This is a genomic window from Paenibacillus sp. FSL K6-0108, from assembly GCF_045040695.1.
In the GTDB taxonomy this organism is placed as follows: Bacteria; Bacillota; Bacilli; order Paenibacillales; family Paenibacillaceae; genus Paenibacillus; species Paenibacillus pabuli_B.
This window is the reverse complement of the sequence record NZ_CP150288.1, coordinates 4254372-4276527: the sequence shown is the minus strand read 5'-3', so window position 1 is coordinate 4276527 and position 22156 is coordinate 4254372. Positions and strand designations below refer to the sequence as shown.

Below are 22156 nucleotides of genomic sequence, written 5' to 3'. Positions count from 1 at the left end.
GTGAAACCGTGATAATATACAATCAAAGGAGAGGTCAATATGCAGCGTAAGAAGATTTCATTTGCTATTCTGTCGGCAATCTTAGGATTGGGTACGCTACTGTCAGGATGTGGGGGAAATGAAGAAGTTACATCGACAGCTTCGAGTAATTCGCAAGGGCAGTCTGGCCAGTTTGCAACCAAAATGAAAATCTCAATGTTTAACCAAGGCACTTTCAACGCTGCTGCTCCGGTACCTCCACGTGATGAAGATGTTCAACGTCAAATGTTGGAAAAAGAGATGAACATCGACTTGGATATGATGATTCCTCAAGCTGGGCAAGCAACAACTAAACTGAATACACTCATTGCAGGCGGAGATATTCCAGATTTGATCTTCTTGAAGAGTCGGGCTGATCTCGCGCAATATTACGACCAAGGTGTTCTTGCGGATTTGACACCGTATCTGGATCAATTCCCTGAATTAAAGAAACGGTTTGGCAACGACTCATGGGAGGCAATGTCCTATCAAGGAAAAACGATTGGAGTTCCAGGCTATGATAATGTTAACGGGATTAGTCGAAGCTTCTTCATCCGCAATGATTGGCTGAAAAAGCTGAATTTGGAGGTACCAACGACACCGGATGAGTTGTTTGAAGTTATGAAAGCCTTTACAGAGAAAGATCCGGACGGGAATGGTAAAAACGATACGTACGGATTCATCGGCGGTATGAATAAAGAAGGTAATCTGCAAACCTACGGATTCGATAGCTTGATGTGGATGTTTGGTGTCAATCCTCCTTCGGCCGTTGAGATAAAAGATAATGAACCGGTATTTCTGTTTATCGATCCCAAAATGAAAGAAGCGCTTGCTTATATTAATAAAATGATGACCGCCAAGGTGGTTGACCCAGACTGGGTGACGATGAATTCGCCTGATTTGTTGGACCAAAAGATGTTTAAGGGTAAAGTTGGCTTCATGATCAGAGATGCTCGCAGACTGGAGCCGGATTATCAACAGAAAATGAAAGAAATTAGTGGCGAGGTGCCGGAATGGATCGTCATTCCTCCGATGAAAGGTCCTAATGGGGATCAAATTGTAGAGAGAAAATCATTCCAAGGCAATTCATGGGCCATTTCCGCGAAAGCGGATAAGGACAAAATCATTCGGATTTTATCCATGCTGAATTATCTCTTTACTGACGAAGAAGCTTATCCGAATTTTGCATACGGAATTAAAGGGATTCATTGGGACGTAGTGGACGGTAAGATCAAAAATAAAACCTCCGAGTTATCGAAGGAAATGAAAGAGAAGTACCTGTGGGTCGATCATTATAGAATGCCACGTCGTGGTGATGATGCGGAGTACTTCAGCTTCCAGAATCCAAAGACGGCGGAAGCTTTCAAGGACAATCAGCAATATGTAGGGCCAACGTTGCCCGGGAATTTATTGACCCCAGACCCAAGCGATACCTTGGATGCTGACCGCACACGTTTCATTAATGAAAGTTTAGTTAAATTTATGACAGGCAAAGAGCCTCTTTCCAACTGGGATAATTTCCTCCAAACGTTGGATACCAAGTTTGACATGCAGAAATATAAGGAAACAGCAATCAAACAATTTAAAGAGGCCGGCCTGATCAAGTAAAATAAATAAACAAAGAGAGTGGCTATTCGTAGCCCCTCTCTTTATTAGCATATGCTATTCTTAGTTTACTATAGAATTAAAAGGAAGATGATGGATGCGAAGAAGAATCAGCTTGCCTTTAAAATTATTTTTTCTCGTGTTTGCATTTGTATTAGGGTGCATCATCTTGATAAGCCAATTGTCTTATCGCTATGTCCAAAAGGAAATAAGAACCAATGACATTTTTTACACCAACCAAATCCTTGACAAGGTAGACCAGTACTTCACTGTTAATTTTTCTTCCTTCCAGACGATTCTCTTCTCAGTCGAAACATCAGTGAAAGCCAATATTAACAATGCGGAAGTGATTAAAAAGCAATTAAGAGAACTCTATGAACTCAATAGTAGTTACGTCAGTAATATTTATTTGATCAAAAGCGATTTATCCATTCTAGGCGGAAGTACAGCTACTCGAATATTCGATGAACCTCTATATGAAAGAGAACCTTTGTTTGATGCGGCTGACAAGAACAGAAGGAGTACCTTTGTTAGTGAACCATACAAATCGAAGTATTCCGGCTGGACCGTTACGATGGTTCGATATCTGAACGGTGCTCCGTTTCCAATGGCCATTGCGGTTGACTTGGATCTAAATGCCATTGAAGAAACCTTGTTCAAGATTAATAAACAAGAACAAATGAATCTGGCTCTGATCACGGCTTCAGGTAAAATCATTGCCGGACTTTCTGAAAATAAAGGACTACTGAATATTCGAGATCATACGTTTTCAATCGGGGAAACGTCAGCGGAACAAATCCTGGATACGACAGAAACAAGTCTTCAACTGCATACGAAGGATGGCATTCCGGTCTCCCTTCTGAAAAAACCGACGGAGAAATTCAACTGGACCATCATCTCGGTCAACGATGAATCACGCTTGAAAGCAGCGTTGTCCAGATTGGAAACCTATTATATTGAGCTTCTAGCTGCAGGTCTTCTCTTGAGTTTGCTCATTTCTTTTTTGGTTGCCAAATATATAAGGAAACCACTCTATACACTCAAAACAAAAATGAAGCAAGTGGAGCAAGGCTTACTCACAACGACAATTACGGTTAATCGAAACGATGAGTTTGGAGATCTTTCACGAGCATTCGATCGTATGCTGCAGCAAATTGTGGAACTGATTCGGCGAGCGGAACTTCATAATGAACTTGAGCGGAAGTTGGAAATCCAGGTGTTACAGTCTCAAATTAACCCTCATTTTCTGTATAACACACTTGGTTCGATCAGCAACGTTATACGTCTCGGACAAATAGAGAAAGTAGATGTAGTCATCGGATCGCTCATTTCATTATTGGAATACGGGATAGACGATGCTTCAGAGAAGGTTTCCTTAAGTCAGGAACTACGTAATGTAGCGGACTATATCGAGATCCAGAACATTCGGTATAACCGAAACTTTCACTTGATTGAAAATATCGAAGCAGGGTTAATGGATTTTCCTGTTTTTCGAATGCTGCTGCAGCCTCTTGTGGAGAATAGCATCTTCCATGGATATAACGGAGGGGGAATTGAGGGACCTATTACGATTCATGCGTACAGGGAGGACGGTATCGTCATCATAGAAGTTGTTGATCAAGGCGAGGGAATTCCAGCTGATAAAATAAAGCATATTTTAATCTCAGAACCGAGTGAAATGGAAGTGAAAAGGAAAAGAATCGGGCTAAATAATATTCATGGCCGAATAAGACTTCACTATGGCAATCAATTCGGACTGCAAATCATTAGCATACCTAAGGAAATAACCCGTGTACGTGCTGTATTCCCGGCAGAATTGCAAAAAGGAGATGCATAATGGTGAGGGACTATACCTGCTTCATTGTTGACGATGAAGACCTGATCATTCAACGATTGGAATTGTTTTTTAATGAACTCTCTCATAGGGATAAGCGATTTGTTCTAGTGGGCAAAGCGAATAATGGGCTGAATGGGATCGAGGAGATCATAAAACTTAAACCGGACATCGTCATATCCGATATTGTTATGCCGCGAATGGACGGAATCTCCATGATTGAGCAGCTCAAGGCGGAGCTCCCCCATACCCAATACATACTTTTGACCGCCTATTCATCCTTTGAATACGCCCAGCGGGCTATTCAAGCCAACGTGTTGGAGTACATTGTAAAGGTTCCGTTGAGGGAAGCGGATTTGAATCGAGCTTTGGATAAAGCAGCCGGAATTTTAAATGAGTTTAAGAAAAAAGAAGCGGAATTTCAATCGTTAAATGTATCCGTGCTTGAAAATAAATATAGAGTGCGCAAGCAATTTTTCAACGAACTGATCAGAGGCGAAATTCCTTCTCATCGAGCATCGGATTTTGCTAATCGCATGCAGTTTCATTTCTTTCAAGCGAACTATTGCTGCTTCATCGTTGAGATGAATACGTATGAAAGTTTCCGAAACGAATACGCTGCCGCAGATCAAAACATCTTGAAATATGCGATTACGAATATCATCGAAGAAACGGTAATGAATGGTGGTAGTGGGGTAGCTGCAGATCTGTCCGATAATCGTTTTATTGGCTTTCTATCCTGGGAAAATAACCGCAGTGATATGGAAACGGAATATGCTTGCCTATCCTTGGGAGGGCAGATTGTCTCTCATTTGCATCAATATTTGAATCAAAGGGTATCTGTCGCTTTTGGTGGTCCACACCGAGGCTGGGAATCGATCAAACAGGCGTACACGGAAGCTAAAAATGTGAGTGAGGATTTCTATTATCATACCGAGAAAGTCGTAAAAACGCCGATGCATCGGTTCCAATACCATAATGACAAAAAAGCAGACTTTCAGCAGAAGCTGGCTGATTTTCTTATACGCATGAAAAGGAAGATTTCCAAGGAAGAGCTGGAGAATGCACTTGCCGATCTGTCACAATTTGTTTCGGACCATAAAATCCACAAGTCCATCATGGCGCCAATGATTAGAGACTTGTACAGAGACATTACCGAAAAGTTTAAATCAGGGAACAAGATGGCCACGGAAGTCCCAGACTTCCCCATGGAATTTATGGCTTTTCAGGAGCAGCTCGCTTATATTGGTGACTTCACATTTGAATACGTACACGCGGGCCAACGATTACATCGTGCAGAAATCATGAGTGCTATGCATTTTATCGAGAAAAACCTGAAACAACGCTTAACGTTGGAGGCCATTGCGGAGGAAGTGAATCTAGCGCCATCGTATTTTAGCAGCTTATTCAAAAAAACAATGAGTGAAGGCGTGATCAGCTACATCAACCGTAAAAAAATCCATCTCGCTCTCGAGTTGTTAAACGTCAGGGATTATTCTTTATTGGAATTGTGCGAGGAAGTAGGCATCGTTAATGAAGGGTATTTTTGCAAACTGTTTAAAGAATACACGGGTGATACGCCTAAACAATACCGGATCAAAATGACTCGGTACGAATCCAAATAAGGATGCAAAAAAGTTATGATTTTTTCGCGAAATCCTGTAAAAAAAGACCGGTCAAAACCATTACCATGATAGGAGCATCTAATCATGGAGGTTATCAAAATGGAGCTTATGAAAGCAGATGTAACCGTCGTAGGTGGAGGTATTGCAGGGATATGCGCTGCTATTGCAGCCGCACGCCAAGGGCTGCAGGTTTCACTTATTAATGATCGGCCGGTGCTTGGGGGAAATGCGAGCAGCGAGGTCAGAGTTCATATCAACGGATCGGCATATCTCGGAAACAGTCCATCTTATTATGCTCGCGAGGGCGGGTTGGTAGAAGAACTCAAACTAAAGATCTTTCATTATAATCCGTTATACAACAAGAAGCTTATGCTTTCGCTTTCGGATACGGTCTTGCTCGACATGATTTATGATGAGCCTAACATTTCTCTATTTCTGAATACATGTGTACATGAAACGGGCATGGAGAACGGCAGAATCAAGTGGGTGGAGGGACTTCAATTAGCTTCCGAAAGAAAATTTCGTTTTGAAAGCCCAACCTATATCGATTGCTCCGGCGATGGAATTGTTGGATACCAGGCAGGTGCTGACTTCCGATGGGGAAGAGAAGCCAAGCATGAATACAAGGAGGAGCTTGCTCCAGAAGTGGCGGATCATTACACGATGGGAGATACGATTCTGTTTCAAGCCCGTGACGTAAACCATTCCGTTCCTTACAAAAGGCCTGGCTTTGCGTATGATATTACGAAGCTGGAGTTTTTCGATAGTATTAGAAAAGGATTAAACCATCGGTCTTTTCCAAGGAAAATCAATGGGCTTGGCGGATTATGGTGGCTGGAATACGGCGGACATATGGATATTATCAAGAATAATGAAGACATCGCATTGGAACTGCGGAAATTGGTGTACGGGATCTGGGATTATATCAAAAATAGCGGCGAGTTTGATGATGTAGACAATCTCATCTTGGATTATGTATGCCCGATTCCGGGAAAGCGGGAGTCGAGACGTTTTATCGGGGAACACATGCTGTCTCAGAACGATCTTACAACAAAGACTCATTTCGAAGATGCTGTATCCGTCGGGGGCTGGTATATGGATCTGCATGCAAATAAAGGCATCTACGATGAGGGGCCGGCTACAGCGTGGAATTTCGTGCCGGGATTGTATAATATCCCTTTCCGCAGCTTATTTTCACGCAATGTTCCCAATCTCATGTTCGCTGGCCGCAATATAAGCGCTACCCATGTAGCTTTTGGGTCTACAAGGGTGATGGCAACCTGTGGTTGTATGGGGCAGGCAGTAGGAACAGCTGCTGCGTTATGCGTTAAATATTATACTGACCCCGCGGACATCGTCAAAGCGCATATGGGTGAGCTTCAGACGCAGCTGCTTCGAGACGGGCAAACCATTGTAGGGCTTCAAGAGCCGTTGGATCCTTATTTCGCTGACGGATTAACGATTCGTGCCTCGTCTCAGCGAAGCTATGAACATCTTCATCCTACCGAAGAGATCTCCTTGGACAAAGCGTTATGTTTGGTCTTGCCGATCCAGACATCCGTGGCTGAAAGTGTGCAGATCAAAATTAAAAATAGATCCGAGCATTCGGAAACGTTGCAAGTGAAGTTATTTGGTGGGGAACGGAAGGAAAACTATATTCCAGCCAGCGAGCTGAAAGGCTACAACTTGATGATTTCAGCGGGGCACGATGACTGGATTACACTGGATTTGGGCTGTCAGAAGCCTGCTGATGATAAAATCTACATCGTATTGGAAGGTACAGCGAGTCTTGACGTATATGGTAATGAAGAAAAAATGACAGGAGCGGTGAGCTTCTATTATAGACCGGAAGAGCCATCCAGACTGAAGAAATTCAACAGAAGCATTTGCTTCAAGGATCTAATGCCATCCCAGGATATGTATAATCCCGCGAATGTTGTCAACGGCTTCTCCAGACCTTATGGTCTGCCAAACGGCTGGATTTCGGAACGTACGGAAGGACAGGAATGGTTGGAATTTGGTTTTGCAAGCCCCAAGAATCTAGATGAAATCCATATTGTCTTCAATTCACAGCTGAATTTGGAGCATTTCGACGATCCAATCGAGCCACTGATCCAGGATTATAATGTGACCTTAACGTTAGAGGACGGAACAAAGAGTGAAATGAATGTCCGCGGGAATTATCTTTCGTTGAATAAACATCAGGTGCATGCACAAGGTGTAACCCAAATCCGGTTTGATTTCTCTGCAACGTATGGTTCGCCTTATTATGAAGTGTTTGCTGTGAAATTTTTTGCTCCTAAAAACGTGAAGTGAGGGCGGGTGAAGTTGCGATGAAGGAATTTTTCCCTCGAAGAGGGCTGCCTAATGTCATTCAGAAGTTGGAAAATGGGGAACCCGTCACCATCGTTTATTTTGGCGGCAGTAATACGCGTTCTGAAGGATACAGGGTCATGACGGCGGATTGGCTGCGAGGGCAATATCCCCATGCCGATATCCGCTCTGTGAACGCAGGCATTGATGGGACAGGATCGGACCTCGGCTGCGCCCGTTTGGAGACAGATGTACTGCGTCATCAGCCTGATCTCGTGTTTGTTGAATTTGTTGGTAACGATGGCGGAGTTCCCGAATCCAAGGCGCGGATCGAAGGCATCGTCCGTCAGATTCGCAAGCGCAGCCGGTTTACCGATATCCTGTTTGTGTATACGGTTAAGGAACGGGATTTGACCTCATTTCAATCCGGCCAATACCAGAAGGGCGCTCGTATGCAAGAGGAAGTCGCCGACTATTACGGCATTCCTTCGATTCATCTGGGCGTAGCAGTCAGTCAATTGGTTTTGGATGGAAAGCTCATTTTCACCTTAAGAGCAGACATGTCTATTCCCGGAGCCGTTATTTTTACACATGATTCGATCCACCCAACGATTCCCGAAGGACACCAGATCTACACGGATACAATCACCCGGTCGTTTGAGAAAATCAGAGAGCTTCGAGATCACGTAGGAAAAGTCGAACATCACTTGCCGGAGGAGCCTTTGGTCCCGGCCAACCCTTGGGAGTATGCAACCATGCTGCCACTGGATCGTCTTACTCATTTTTCCGCGGGGTGGTCTTACATGACCCCTGATGATTTTGCTTTAGTGCGCGAGTATGATTGGTTGTTCCCCGGTCTATGGCGAGCAGTCGATCCCGGAGAGACGATCACAGTGGAGTTTGAGGGAACCCACATCGGATTATTCGATATCGGGGGGCCGGATTCCGGCAGATTGAAGGTGACGGTGGATGGAGGGGAACCCTTTCTTATCGATCGATTCACATCATATAACGATCATAATCGAAATCAATATGTTTTCTTACCGGAGCTACCAAATGGGAAACATACGGTTCGCTTCGAAATTGATCACGAGAAGACAGACAAAGCGGCCGTGTTTCAGGCAAGCGGCAATGAAAGAGGTATGGAGCACGTGCGGCAGCATCCAGCTTGGTATGATCAAACGGTCATTCAGCTTGGGAAGTTGCTATTGGTGCAGCCGCCATTATAATTGATTAGTCCACTTAGAACACTTGGAAGACCTATATTCTATCTGACTGCAACTGAGCAATCAATTAGGATGTAGGTTTCTTTTTTTACTTAAAATCGTATAAGAAATTGTTAAAATGAAAGAAATTTTACGGTGATGTGACTGCTAAGATAAAAACAACAGAGCGGGATTAGGCAGATGGGTAAGGCTAAGGGTAATTGCTTTTTTTACGATCATTCGAGCAAAAGGTAATGTATTTTTGAAAGCGTTGTCATTTTAAGGAGAGGCTGTGAATTGTATGGTCAAAAGGAAGCTGTTTTTCTTCATCGTTTTCATGTTGACGATCGTAGTTCCTTCCAGCCTGATCGGAATAAGGGCCGCTTATGCGGAGACCTTACCTTATCAGACGATTATCATCGATGACGGTACCATTAAGATTAATGATGTTGTGACACCTGATGCGGGTAACGAGAACAATGGATATTCGGCTCCAAATTGGACCACAAGCACAGGGGTAAAGGGGTATGATCTTTCCAGCACCAAATATACAAGTACAGCAGGCAGAACGATCACATGGAATCCACGCTTGGAAGCAGGAACGGCGAAAATATCTTTCTATAAGCTGGATTGGGCGGATAAGGCTGATAGCAATGTGAAAATCGAAATTGTTCATAATGGAACGACGGATGTAGTCTTTATGGATCTAAGACCCTCATCTGGCGTTCCAGCGGGATGGGTTGATTTGGGAGAGTATTATTTTTCCGGAGTTGGTGAAGAATTTGTTCAATTGACCCGGTCTACCGGCACCACGAACACGATCCTTACGCGTGCTGATGCGGTCAAGTTCGAAGGAAATATAAAGCAGAAAGAACCACATAAGACGATCATCATTGATGATGGAAGCCTCACAATTGATAATGTCGTCACTGTTGATTCAGGCAACGTCAATAACGGGTTCTCTGCTCCTTATTGGACCACAAGCGCAGGAGTAAAGGGGTACAATAATTCCAGTTCCAAATATACGGATGCCGTAGGTAGAACGATCACATGGAATCCGCGCTTGGAAGCAGGGACGGCGAGAATATCGTTCTATAAGCTGGATTGGGCGGATAAAGCAGATAGTAATGTGAAGATTGAGATTGTTCATAACGGGATAACGGATGTCAAGTTTATGGATCTAAGACCTTCGTCAGGTCCATCGGTTGGATGGGTGGATCTGGGGGAGTATGAGTTTAGTGGTAATGATAGCGAATTTGTCAGGCTGACTCGAACGCAACCTACGACGGGTACCATTATTACACGGGCCGATGCAGTCAAGTTCGAAGGGAATATCCGGCAGCAAGCACCACCGTTGCCCCCGCTGCGGAGCCGCACATTAGCGAATCTCAGTTACACGGAAAAAGGCAGCATCGAAAATGCTAACTATAAGGCGACCTTCTATGAGGCAGCATGGGATGGAGGCAAATCCATCGTTCGTGACATGTTCTATAAGAACACGGACACGGGAAATTGGACACCAATCAATAATGTGTCGGAAAGGCTTGAGGAGCAATGGGTTTTATTGGATGGGAATGCGGGCAGCCGAACCAATTACTACGATACGATGAACAAACGCTGGATTACATTCGACGAGGTCCATTTTCCAGACAGCCACACGGCGGTATTAACCGATTCTACGCATGGCAGTGATTACGATTTTGAAGTGAACTGGTCCATGGCAGGGGATAAACCAGATGTTTCTTTCGCCTTTACGCCTCGCCGCGACGGCAATTATGTGATTGGATATCAGTCCTTCACAACAGAGACAGTCCCCGGCATCAATGAAGTGTTAAATGGATTCAGGTCACATGCCAAAATGGTCGGTACCGTGGAATCAACAAGCTTGAGGGAGCTGAGCGCTCCAATGAGTCTGGTTGAGAAAAATGATGGTTCGGGGAATCCATTGACGTATGGGGTGTTTGTACCTTCGGCAGAGCTACCGGTTGAATTTGAGCCGACGGGGGGCGTGACGAAACAACGGCTTGGCATGAGCCTGGTCAATAACGAAGGCAGTGTGCAGCCCATCCTGTATGCGCCTCAATTAGGGACGTATTCGCAAATGACCGCAGAAAGCACCTATCAATTTCATATGGGGCTAATCGCTCAAAAAAACAATCTGTATGAGTCCTACGCGGATATTCTTCGCAATGAGTACGATTATTCAGCATACCGCGAAAATGTGTCAAATAAGTCGCTTACTGACGCGATGTTTAATATGATCGATTTGCTCAAGATTGAGCCGCAAGGAGACGACTCTGTTAACTATGTCCCGTCACCCAGCGGGTGGTGGAGCCGTGCCAAGGGCTTTATTGATATTGAAAACGAGGACAGCGTTCGAACAAGCTCGAATGCGGTTCTTCTGGGGGCTTACTATTTGACTGGGGATGACCAGCTATATGATACGAGAGCATTACCGTCCGTCCAGTATGGCGTATCGCGAAATGGTATCGGGTGGTCGCCGACGCAGAAAAAAGTATACGGTGTGCCTTCCTTATGGAAAATGGCTACGCTGCCGTTCGATTTTTCAAGCGTAGCCGCTGTCAATCAGATGATGGGCACTTCGGCAGGGATTGGGGCGCTGGCAGAGGAAGAATACCTCGTGCGTGATCCTGACCAGAAAGACCGTGGGCCTGTCATTCAGCCCCTGATGATGTATCGTATGACGGGAGATGCACAGTACTTGCAGGATGCGAAGGATGCGGCCGACAACTATATTACACAACATATCGATACGCCTGCATCCGTCGATGTGAGTAAAAATGAGTTCATTTATTATTATAGCAAGCTGTGGATGGAAATTTTGGAGCTGTACGAAGAAACGCAGGATCCCAAATACTTGGATGCCGCTTATAAGGAAGCCAAACGGTATGCAACCATGTTTGTTGCTCGTCCAGTTCCTGAAGGGAACGTTACAATCCCGCAGCCGGAGACATATAATTACGCGGAGTCATTCCATTGGCCGGAAAGCGGTAAATTTCAATATCCTAGGCTCAAGCTTCCCGAAGATATTGCCGGAGGCGTTCAAGCGGAGCGTTGGCTTGTTTCACCAAGCGGATTGACGTTTGAAGCAGGAAGTACCACTGGCTATTATCGGATGAATGCTCAGGAAGCACCATTCATGCTGCGATTGTCGCTCTATACAGGGGATAAACTGCTGCAGGATATTGCTCATAATGCAGTTATTGGTCGGTATTCCAGTTATCCAGGTTATTATTATAAAGGCTTCGCCGTTAGCCAACTTGGACCGGACTTCCCTCTGGAAGGCCCAAGTGGTGCAACATCCATCTATTATCACCATATACCAGGGCAACTCGGGCAAACGATGGATTATTTGATCAGCGAACAATCATTGAAATCGAACGGGAATATTACATTCCCATCCGTATTTGAAACGAATTTTCTATGGTTCAAATATCACCTCTATGGGAATAAACCAGGTCAATTTTATGGTAACTCCGATGTTTGGCTTTGGATGCCCAAGGGGATTATTAAGACCAACCATCCTCAATTGAACTGGATAACGGGTGAGAGCGGGGATAAATTCTACATCGGGCTAAGCAATGCATCGTCAGAAGAAGTTCAGACTCCGATTGAATTGAATGAACAAATCATTGGGTTCAATCCGGCACAAGATTATACTGTAACGATCATCCGCGACAATGCTACACCAGAGCAGACCGTTATGAGTGGCGGAATCATTCAAGCCACAGTTTCAGGCAAGGGCATCACGGCTATCATTGTAGAGGGTCTCGATATTGATGTACCGCTGCATCAGGTCAGAACGGCTGAACCTTCGGATGCAAGTTATTTCTTTGATACTCACAGTCCAATTGATGCGGTTAAAGGCATGCTGATCGTTAAACCCGACGAAACGGTCTATGATGCTTATGTGCAGGCCAAAACGACAAAACCCGCGACCATTCATTATTCCCTGGATGGCGGGGCTACGTATACTACCGTCCCGGATACGATCTATCCGATGGAATGGTCGATACGGGTGAATGATTTATCCCAAACTTTCACTTATTATGTGGAATCGGAGGGGAAACAGACCCGCAAGCGGACACTCTATCTACCTGATCAGGTAACGGAAACACCAGCCCAACCTGAGGGGCAGGATGGTTCATCTATTATTGTAGATAATACGGAGGCCGAGACAGAAGGCATTTGGATAAGGGATACGACAGCTGACAACTATTACTATGATAACTATGTGTATGCCAAAACTACGACTGGCACAGCGACAAGCAAAATGAGATGGCGGCCTGATCTGCCGGAAAGTGTCACGTACAGTGTGTATTACAAGATTCCGCAAATCACTGCAACGAGTGAAAATTGGGCAACCAATGCCTCGTTTACCGTTTATCATAGTGAAGGTTCCGATACGGTTACTGTTGATGAGACAATGGCGAATGGAACTTGGGTGCATCTAGGGGATTATCCTTTTGCTGCAGGCGATAGCGGGTACGTGGAACTAACCAACAAGGCCAACAAGTCCAGGGTCGTTGCCGATGCGATCATGTGGGTGGACCCGAACAGGGTACCGCAATTGGAGTCTGCTGTGATCCTGTCTGATCGGAACGAGCTGCAGATGACTCAGACCGCACAGCTGAGCGTAACTGGCTATTTGGATAACGGTCTGATCGGTGATCTAACACAGGCCAATGTGCAGTATTTCGTTGATCGTACGGATCTGGCCGAGGTGGATAGCAGTGGGTTGTTGACCCTTCTAAATCTCGATGGAGACACGGATCACATTGAGGTATGGGCTACTGTCACGATTGACGGAGTGACCTTGACCACATCACCTTTGAACATCACGATTAAGGACCTAACGGTTATCGTCGATAGTACAAATACAACTGGGTTGTACACGACAGAAGGGTCTTGGAGCCAAAGTAATTTAGCTGGATACAAAATTGGGGTTAAGTCCCGTTACTCTACCGTTCAAGGATCATCGGCAACGTGGAAAGGCCAGTTTCCAGAAGGGAGATATACGGTCTCGATCTACAAGCTCGTGCATACGACGGGCAATGATAATCATGTCAAAGTGGAAGTGAAGCATGAGACGGGTACCGAGGTCACCTATATCGATGCAACGGTCGGCTCATCAGGATGGGTCAATCTAGGAACGTTCGACTTTACGGGTGACGGCAGCGAGTATGTCCGGTTAACCAGGGTTACGCCTACAACGGTAGACCCGCCAACGCTTCCTGCGGATATGATCTATACGAGGGCTGACGCAGTTATGTTTGAACGGCATTCCAATGATTCGGAGCTGCTTGCAAATAAAGCGCAAGGTGAACCGACACTTTCTGAATAATGGCAGTGAATTGCGAATGGAAGTGGAACTAAGGTAAGTGATGTTAAACCAATGATTGTAAAATAACCTAAGGGCCGAGTGGATGAGAACGATCCATTCGGCTTTTTTGTCGAGTAATGGCATATATCAGTATCTTCAGAAAGGATTCAGTTACAAGGACCCTAGGTTAATCATTAAATTCAACAAATACATGCATATTTCGATCTACTCCTGCGATCCCGGTTGTTTGTTTAATATCCAAAAATTCAAGTCGTTCTTCCCATTCAACTCTTTCCTGATCCGATTCATCTGCGTAATGTTCAAAAATATACGTTAAGACAAATGCATTAATGGTGGAGACTCCGTTCTTCAATTGTACCCACTCTTGAGGGAGAACAACTTGACTCTGCTCAGCTAAGACCGTATTCCCCGAGAAATTGAGAATTAGCTCTTGTCCTTGATTTTTAATTGTCGTTATTTTTTTCTTACCATCCCATGTAATTATTGCTGCGGTTGATTTAAATATATCTTTCACTGGAATATATATCGATTGATACGTCGTTGTAGTTAGCTTGTTGTCATGCGTTACATTTAAGATGGATTTTTTTAGTAAAGGGCTGTACATATTTGCCGCACGCTCTTCAAAGGTTAGATCCTTTGTAGATTGGTCCTTGGCAGATGCAATGGACGTTACATTGAAAACAAAAGTTAATATCAACAATAAAGAAATAGCTCGCTTCATTTCTATGCCTCCTAGAAGTAATATTGTTTACATAACCTAAACGCTACAAAGTGGATGAATGTTTCTTTTAAATCCAGTTTTTTCAAATTTTACGCGTTGTCTTCAGAGTAAATGAACGAACCGTTTCGATCCTTCAGCGGATTTGATGAAACAACACAAATATACTGTCAGAATATAAGAATATTGTTCCATTGGAAGTCGCTAATTTATTTATTAAAAGGAAAGTATAAATCAAAACTTGGCAAAATAGATTTCGGCGTATCTGTCATTACATGGATCGGGTTGTTAGGATACTTACGGAAAACACTATTCTAAATCCTTATGCGTGGAGTTTAGATATTCTTTTTCATAAATGGTGCCCGTAACCTCCACAATTTTATTTGTCCATCCAAGTAAGCTTGCTTAAAAATATCCTGGAAACCCCTTTCATGGGTTTCAGGCATAATTAAAACTCCTTTTATCTATTTTTTCATTATAAATTGTGACGCAGCGTCCCCCGCAAAAGCTTTTTCTATCTGAATATTGATCTGTTGCTAACTAGAAGTTGTATAAAGTGTTTTCTGAATGGGGACAGTATGATGAAAACGAAAGGTGGATGAGAATGTACCGTTTGTTCATGTTGTTACCCTTTATTTTTTTATTGATTACACCATTACATTCTTATGCTTCCCCTCTTTCTGAAGATTCTCTTATAAATGATCTCCGTAAAGGAGGGTATATCCTATATGTTCGTCATGGAGAAGCAACTTTAGGAGAGGATCAACAAGATCTTAGTCTAACGGATTGTTCCACTCAAAGGAATTTAAGTGCTAGAGGTTTGGATCAAGCAAAGAATTACGGGGAAGCCATTCGAAAGCTCCATATACCCGTTACTTTTCCAGTAGAATCGAGTCCACTTTGTAGAACTGTGCAAACTGCGGAAGCTGCTTTTGGCAAACCCAATGTAACTGTAAATGAATTTTGGATGAACATATACGAACTAAGCAAGAACATCAATACAGAGGATGCACAGAATATCATTCAAGCCTTTACAAATGAAGTTGAACGTATAACTTCGAATACATCCAATAGGGTTATCATAGCTCACTCTTTTCCACAGGGTATGGGTTTAGGGGACATTCCATATATGGGGACAGTAATATTAAAACCGCTGGGAAATCATATGGGGTATGAGATCGTTAAAAGGTTGACTCTGGAGGATGTACTACGTCTAGCTGAGATGCAGTAGTGTAAACTGTTGGATACAGCACAATCTGTTCAGGACAAAATGATACCCATGGAAGTTTCACATTACCTAAATCATATGAGATTCAAAGGAATCGCTGAGGCATTCAAATCTTAAATGAAGCGTATGATTGATTACAAACTGCGGTGCCGAATAAAGTACCGTAGTTTCTTTGTTTGGCGATTCGGAACTTCCAGTTAGAGTTATTCGTTGAATACAGGTTATAGCTTTAACATCCGAAAAGCAAAAAAACAGGACGCTAATATGAAAAGGTTTCTATGCACCATAATATTTAGCAGGTTAAAACTGATTAAATTTTCATTTTAAATAAAGCATGACCCGTCCTGAAATCTGTTGGTGACGAGTAAGAAAGCTGCCAGATGGAGAACCATTCTTATATCCAAATGCAGAAAATGTCGAATAAAGTGATTGCTAACTCATTTATTGTGTGATATTATGATCCAGTAAACGTTTACATCAATTAATAATTGAATATTAGCAGTGTTTGGCTGTTACTGGTAAAGCAGGCATGACCAAAATGATTTTGCATTTTCCTTATGTAAGTAGGGGAAGGCATATCGTTTTGGTCTTTTTTATATCCAAATTCAGAAATGGGGCAAAGGTATGGATTATCGCAAGTTGGGACAAGAGATTACGGAATTGGTTGGAACGAAGGAAAATATCGCTCGGCTTACGCACTGCGCAACCCGACTTCGGTTTGAACTGCACGACATCTCCAAAGCAGAGACAGAAAAACTCAAAGCACTTCCAGGTGTCATTACCGTTGTGAACAATGGTGGGCAATACCAGGTTGTTGTGGGCAATGAGGTGCAGCAGGTCTATCGTGTTATCACTCAACAGATGGGTTCTGCAACTCGAAGTGCGGACACCACATCAGCTTCTGGCAAAAATAACGGACCAAAACAAAAACAGAGCTGGATTTCCAGATTCATCAGCGTGATCTCAACGACATTTACTCCGGTCATTCCGGCAATCATTGGCGCGGGTATGATCAAAGCGATATTAGCCGTACTTGTGCTGACAGGCCTCGTAACAACGGAAAGCCAAAACTACTATATCCTTAATACCATTGCAGACGCGGCGTTTTATTTCATGCCTATTCTGCTGGCTTATGGAGCTTCCATTAAGTTTGAAACAAGTCCAATTCTGGCGATGACCGTTGCCGGTGTGCTGTTACATCCGGGATGGAGCGCCCTGATGGCGGAAGGAAAAGATGTGTTTTTCATCGGTGTTCCAGTTCGACTAACCGATTACGCGGGCTCCGTGCTGCCGATTATTATCGTCGTTTGGCTCATGTCCTATATTGAACGTTTCGCGGATCGGGTATCGCCTTCCATGATCAAATTTTTCACAAAACCAATGATTGTGTTATTGATTACAGCACCACTTGCATTAGTGGCGATCGGGCCTTTCGGAACGTATCTGAATGATGTGGTTGCGATGGGTGCAGAAGCGATTAATGCCAGAGCCAGCTGGCTGATTCCTTTGTTAATGGGAACTTTGCAACCATTCCTGATCGTGACAGGCACCGCATGGGCCATGACGCCAATTGCAACTAGCCAACTGACCAAAAATGGATATGAAATGATCAATGGCCCCGGAATGCTCGCATCCAATATCGCTCAAGGTGGTGCTACGCTTGCTGTAGCATTGAAAACAAAAAACAAAAAACTGAAACAGCTCGCTGCTTCATCCGGTTTCACCGCTGTACTGGGCATTACGGAACCATCCTTGTACGGCGTTACGCTGAAACTGAAGAAACCCTTGATTGCCGCAATGATCGGTGGTGGTGTAGCAGGAATATACGCTGGTCTGACTGGACTCGTACGTTATGCCTTCGTTTCTCCGGGGCTTGCCGCGTTACCTGCCTTCATTGGAAGCAATCCGATGAACATCGTTCATGCCATTGTGACTTGTCTGATCGCCTTTATCGTTACCTTTGCTCTGACATGGATCATTGGTTTTGAAGATCCAGTAGACGATGAAGAAGAAGGCAATTCCATCGTTAACGATGACAAGACACTTTCCGGGCAGCATGTTAAAGACAACACTCCAGACACACAGTCTGTTGCAACAACAAATGCAAATGTACCGAGCCAAAATGAATTACGCCCACTTACAATCACCAGCCCGATGCAAGGGGAATTAGTCCATCTGGACCGTGTACCAGACGATGTATTCTCTATGGGATTACTGGGTAAGGGTGCTGCAATTATTCCTGCAAAAGGAGAACTGTATGCACCGATCGCAGGTGAAGTTACGGCTTTCATGGACTCCAAACATGCGGTCAAATTGAATGGTTATGATGGAGAAGAGCTGCTCATTCACATTGGAGTGGATACCGTCAACCTGAAGGGGAGACATTTCGATTCTTCCATTAAAGTCGGGGATCGGGTACAACGAGGTGACTTGTTGATCCGCTTCGATATCGATGCCATCAAGGCAGAAGGGTATGAAGTCATAACCCCGATCATTATTGCCAATTCGGATCGTTTCCCGGACATTAAGCTGGAGAAGCAAAGTCCTGTGGAGGTTGGAGCGACCATTATTCACCTTTCGTAACAGCCTTAATACGGTACATTATATATTTTGATCAACATTTAAAATGAAGGAGTGCTTGAGATTGTTATATCAACACATCAAACCATTCCCCAATGAATTTCTGTGGGGAGGCTCTACCTCTGCCTATCAGGTGGAGGGAGCCTGGAACGAAGATGGCAAAGGCCTGTCTGTCATCGATATGTGTGATCATCCTGCTAGAACCGCCGATTTCACAGTTGCGAGTGATCACTATCACCGATTCAGAGAAGACGTGAAGCTTTTTGCAGAGCTGGGCCTAAAGGCGTATCGTTTCTCAATTGCATGGTCTCGAATCTTACCTTCAGGTACAGGGGCTGTTAATGCGAAGGGACTCGATTTTTATCACCAATTGATTGACGAATTGCTGCTCCATGGCATTGAGCCTATTGTAACCATGTACCATTTCGACTTACCCTACGAGCTTGAGAAAACTGGAGGATGGAACAACCGGGGGACGATCGATGCCTTTGTTGAGTACGGGCGTATCTTGTTTGAGCATTACGGGCATAAAGTGAAATATTGGTTGACCATTAATGAGCAAAATACGATGATTCTCCATCCGGGTGCCATTGGCACACCGAAGGGCGGACGTTTGCCTTCCAGTAAGGAACTGTATCAGCAAAATCATCACATGTTTGTGGCACAAGGCAGAACGATGCGACTATTTCATGACATGCTCCCGCAAGGCAAGATCGGTCCTGCATTAAACATGACTTCCATGTACCAGGCAACCTCTAGACCAGCAGATGCAATCGCTGCACACAACTGGGAGACGATTCGCGGATGGGGTTTTCTCGACTTATCCGTGTGGGGACGGTATAATCCATTATTCTGGAGTTATTTACATGAACGTGGCATTGAGCCGGTTATAGAACAGGGTGACATGGAAGATATCCAGTCGGGCCGCCCCGATCTTGTAGCCATCAATTATTATTCGACGGCAACCATTGCCGCCAGTACGGGCGATGCGTCGGATGTTACAGCTCGTGCGGGTGATCAGCAAATTATGCTTGGCGAGCAGGGAGTATACCGGGCCGCGGAGAATCCTTATACGGAAAAAACAAAATACGGCTGGGTCATTGACCCGGTTGGCCTAAGGCTGACATTGCGTAAGGTATGTGAACGTTATGGTCTCCCGATTCTAATTACGGAAAATGGCATAGGAGCTCCAGATGTACTGGAGGCAGATGACACCATTAACGATACGTACCGGATTGATTTTATCGAGAAACACCTGGAACAGATCAGACTGGCTCTGACGGATGGGGTAGATGTGATTGGTTATTGCCCTTGGTCTGTTATTGACGTAGTAAGCACTCATCAGGGTTATGGGAAACGTTATGGCATGATCTATGTAAACCGTGGTGAACAGGACCTGAAAGACTTGAAGCGCTTGAAAAAGAAAAGCTTCTCGTGGTATCAGGAGGTCATTAAACAGAATGGCAGATGTATCAGAAATTCGGATCAGGCGGTCACGAAAGAATAAAGGATCGTGATGAATGCATGAAAGTAATCAAAATATTGAATAACAGCTTGCTTCTAACCAAAGATGAACATGGACAAGAAGTGATTGTCATGGGAAAAGGCTTGGCATTCAAAGGCAAAGTCGGCGAGCGACTCGATGAGGAGCACATCCAGAAACGATTCATTCTGCAAAATAATCCGTCTGCCCAGGCTTACGTACGCACCATCGAAAACATGCCAGAAAAATATGTGAATGTCATAAACAAACTGATTTCCAATGCCAAAGAAAAGCTGTCTCTTGACGATCAAATCTTCTTTACGCTTATGGATCACTTGTCGTTTGCCATTGAACGATGGAAAAAAGGTGTAGCATTACAGAATCGCATGTTGTGGGAGATCCAGCGGTTTCATCCCGTCGAATTCGAACTGGGCCTTGAAGCAGTCCATATGTTGAATCAGGAACTTCATATTGAACTGCCGGAAGAAGAAGCAGGGAATATCGCCTTTCATTTCGTGAATGCCCAAACACATGAGCAGAATATGGAACGCACGATGCAATCCGTTAAAATGTTAAAAGATATTTTTAATCTGATTCAATACACCTTTGATATGCAATTGAACAAAAATTCTATCCACTATGTGAGACTAGTTACGCACCTGCAATTTTTCATCCAGCGTTTACAAGAAGGTCGTTTGGGCAATTCGGCAAAAGATTTTATATTTGAACACATGGTGAAGGAGCATCCGCTTGAATACAAATGCGCGGAGATGATCAAAACCTACGTGCAAAACATGCTGGATATCTCCATATCAAACGAGGAATTATTGTATTTAATCATTCACATTGCTCGAATTGTGCAAGAGGAGCAAGGTGATGATGGACCATCATAATTCAAAATGTTATTGTCTCATACATGTAGATAGCAAAATATCTCCCCGATAAAGTCGCTGTTTTAGCGGCTTTATTTTATGAATATATTCATTTCTCAGATTGTACAATATTTAGAGAAAGAAGGCGCACAGTGAAAAGTAAAATCTATGAATTTCTGACTTGGGCTGAAATTAACGGTTGGACAATCAGCTCCAAAACAGATCGTGATTTAAATTTAGATCTGGATGTGAGGATCAGATACAACACCATTCCTGATCAATATTTAGAATTATTACGTGTTGTAAAACAATGTATTTCATCTAGTGAGCAGACATGGTTCCTGTGTGAAGATGAATATAATCATAGCGCAGATACGGCGTTTCGATGGAATGAATTTGAATTACTCTGCTTGGAAGCAGCAGCTGGAGATGATCAATGGTCATCAGAGATTAAGACATGGTGGGATCATTACCTGCCAATCGTCATCTCTGTTCATGGAGGATATTCGTTCTACGCGATTGATTTGTTTAACGAGATAGGTTCAATTGTGCGCGGAGAAGAACCTGAATTTGAAGAAATCACCAAAGTCGCAGACCATATAGATGATTTTTTGCAACGTATCATGTCCAATTCAATAGTACTAGAATGAGCGGATAGACTATGCAATAATCTTTTGCGGCGGCGATGGGATGATATTCATGTTAAATTCAAAAAAATGTTGACATGAAACCAGTTACATATTTTAATTTTGCTTTGTAGAGAGAGATCACACAATCATACAGGCAACTCACGATAATTCTCTTTTTTAAACACTTATTAAATATATATTATAAAGTGTGTAAATAAAGATAGTGAAACGATGACTCTTATTGTATGTGCAAGCGATGCTGCTTACGTTCATTCTTCCATTTCAGAAGAAATGTACAAGGTGGTTAAGGGCTCTTATGAACGTGTAATAAAAACAGATTCATTTGAAACGATCGAGAGTCGTTTTATCAAAATTACGGTCTTTGATACAGAAGGACGTAGTACAGCATTAAGAGCGCATGTGGAGGGTACAATGATTGGACAGATTTACATTGTTGACTCGGAGGCTGACTGGCTGGATATTACGGCATTGCACACACATAAAGGAGAGACCGTTAAGAAGCTGCAAGACATTTCATTACGAAATCGAACGAAGAGAATGGTGTTCTTCTAACAGTTCAAAAAATACTGAAGCAGAGATCATGTTTGCACTTACGGAGTTCACACAACATAAATAACATATCATTTTTCCAAAAAGAAAACGATCTTACCATATATTCAG

General features: G+C 43.6%; 12 protein-coding genes and 1 pseudogene. 12 read left to right on the top strand and 1 reads right to left on the bottom strand.

Translation table 11 applies throughout. The annotated features are described in order from the left end of the window. Nucleotides 1–39: 39 nt before the first annotated feature. The 6 genes from MHB49_RS19240 to MHB49_RS19215 all read left to right on the top strand — a co-directional run bounded on the left by MHB49_RS19240 (nucleotide 40) and on the right by MHB49_RS19215 (nucleotide 13965). Nucleotides 40–1626 (top strand): extracellular solute-binding protein, encoded by a 1587-nt coding sequence (locus MHB49_RS19240; protein ID WP_405152604.1) that lies wholly within the window; start codon nucleotides 40–42, stop codon nucleotides 1624–1626. Nucleotides 1627–1942: 316 nt separating this feature from the next. After that, a complete protein-coding gene (locus MHB49_RS19235) occupies nucleotides 1943–3460 on the top strand; it encodes a histidine kinase (RefSeq protein ID WP_405152603.1) in 1518 nt (505 codons plus the stop codon). Then, the gene (locus tag MHB49_RS19230; RefSeq protein ID WP_405152602.1) at nucleotides 3460–5082 is read left to right on the top strand and encodes a response regulator; all 1623 of its coding nucleotides are present in this window, start codon (nucleotides 3460–3462) and stop codon (nucleotides 5080–5082) included. Before MHB49_RS19235 ends, MHB49_RS19230 begins: the two co-directional genes overlap by 1 nt. A gap of 84 nt (nucleotides 5083–5166) precedes the next feature. Continuing rightward, entirely contained in the window at nucleotides 5167–7398 is a 2232-nt protein-coding gene (locus tag MHB49_RS19225) for an FAD-dependent oxidoreductase (RefSeq protein WP_405152601.1), read from the top strand. Nucleotides 7399–7415: 17 nt separating this feature from the next. Further along, nucleotides 7416–8624 carry a GDSL-type esterase/lipase family protein gene (locus MHB49_RS19220; protein WP_405152600.1) on the top strand — a complete coding sequence of 403 codons (1209 nt, stop codon included), beginning with the start codon at nucleotides 7416–7418 and terminating at the stop codon, nucleotides 8622–8624. Between the two features lie 313 nt (nucleotides 8625–8937). Further along, nucleotides 8938–13965: a hypothetical protein gene (locus tag MHB49_RS19215; protein ID WP_405152599.1), complete on the top strand. Its 5028-nt coding sequence runs from the start codon at nucleotides 8938–8940 to the stop codon at nucleotides 13963–13965. A 166-nt stretch (nucleotides 13966–14131) separates the two neighbouring features. Here MHB49_RS19215 and MHB49_RS19210 read toward each other — a convergent pair whose 3' ends face one another. Beyond that, on the bottom strand, nucleotides 14132–14686 hold the full coding sequence (locus MHB49_RS19210) for a stalk domain-containing protein (RefSeq protein WP_405152598.1): 555 nt from the start codon (nucleotides 14684–14686) through the stop codon (nucleotides 14132–14134). Nucleotides 14687–15239: 553 nt separating this feature from the next. Here MHB49_RS19210 and MHB49_RS19205 point away from each other — a divergent pair. The 6 genes and pseudogenes from MHB49_RS19205 to MHB49_RS19180 form a co-directional block, all read left to right on the top strand. Then, entirely contained in the window at nucleotides 15240–15914 is a 675-nt protein-coding gene (locus MHB49_RS19205) for a histidine phosphatase family protein (RefSeq protein ID WP_405157184.1), read from the top strand. 621 nt (nucleotides 15915–16535) lie between these two features. Continuing rightward, nucleotides 16536–18494 carry a beta-glucoside-specific PTS transporter subunit IIABC gene (locus MHB49_RS19200; RefSeq protein WP_405152597.1) on the top strand — a complete coding sequence of 653 codons (1959 nt, stop codon included), beginning with the start codon at nucleotides 16536–16538 and terminating at the stop codon, nucleotides 18492–18494. A 61-nt stretch (nucleotides 18495–18555) separates the two neighbouring features. Then, complete coding sequence (locus tag MHB49_RS19195) at nucleotides 18556–19998, top strand: glycoside hydrolase family 1 protein (protein ID WP_405152596.1); 1443 nt, start codon at nucleotides 18556–18558, stop codon at nucleotides 19996–19998. Between the two features lie 17 nt (nucleotides 19999–20015). Further along, nucleotides 20016–20867 carry a PRD domain-containing protein gene (locus MHB49_RS19190; protein ID WP_405152595.1) on the top strand — a complete coding sequence of 284 codons (852 nt, stop codon included), beginning with the start codon at nucleotides 20016–20018 and terminating at the stop codon, nucleotides 20865–20867. 131 nt (nucleotides 20868–20998) lie between these two features. Further along, nucleotides 20999–21496 (top strand): SMI1/KNR4 family protein, encoded by a 498-nt coding sequence (locus tag MHB49_RS19185; protein WP_405152594.1) that lies wholly within the window; start codon nucleotides 20999–21001, stop codon nucleotides 21494–21496. 210 nt (nucleotides 21497–21706) lie between these two features. Further along, nucleotides 21707–22003: pseudogene (locus MHB49_RS19180) on the top strand (HAD hydrolase family protein); the annotation flags it as partial. Nucleotides 22004–22156: the final 153 nt, after the last annotated feature.

Bases quoted from the DNA above. Each gene is read 5' to 3' on its own strand.
- MHB49_RS19240 (WP_405152604.1), top strand. From the start codon at position 40: ATGCAGCGTAAGAAGATTTCATTTGCTATTCTGTCGGCAATCTTAGGA.
- MHB49_RS19230 (WP_405152602.1), top strand. From the start codon at position 3,460: ATGGTGAGGGACTATACCTGCTTCATTGTTGACGATGAAGACCTGATC.
- MHB49_RS19225 (WP_405152601.1), top strand. From the start codon at position 5,167: ATGGAGGTTATCAAAATGGAGCTTATGAAAGCAGATGTAACCGTCGTA.
- MHB49_RS19220 (WP_405152600.1), top strand. From the start codon at position 7,416: ATGAAGGAATTTTTCCCTCGAAGAGGGCTGCCTAATGTCATTCAGAAG.
- MHB49_RS19215 (WP_405152599.1), top strand. From the start codon at position 8,938: ATGTTGACGATCGTAGTTCCTTCCAGCCTGATCGGAATAAGGGCCGCT.
- MHB49_RS19210 (WP_405152598.1), bottom strand. From the start codon at position 14,686: ATGAAGCGAGCTATTTCTTTATTGTTGATATTAACTTTTGTTTTCAAT.
- MHB49_RS19200 (WP_405152597.1), top strand. From the start codon at position 16,536: ATGGATTATCGCAAGTTGGGACAAGAGATTACGGAATTGGTTGGAACG.
- MHB49_RS19190 (WP_405152595.1), top strand. From the start codon at position 20,016: ATGAAAGTAATCAAAATATTGAATAACAGCTTGCTTCTAACCAAAGAT.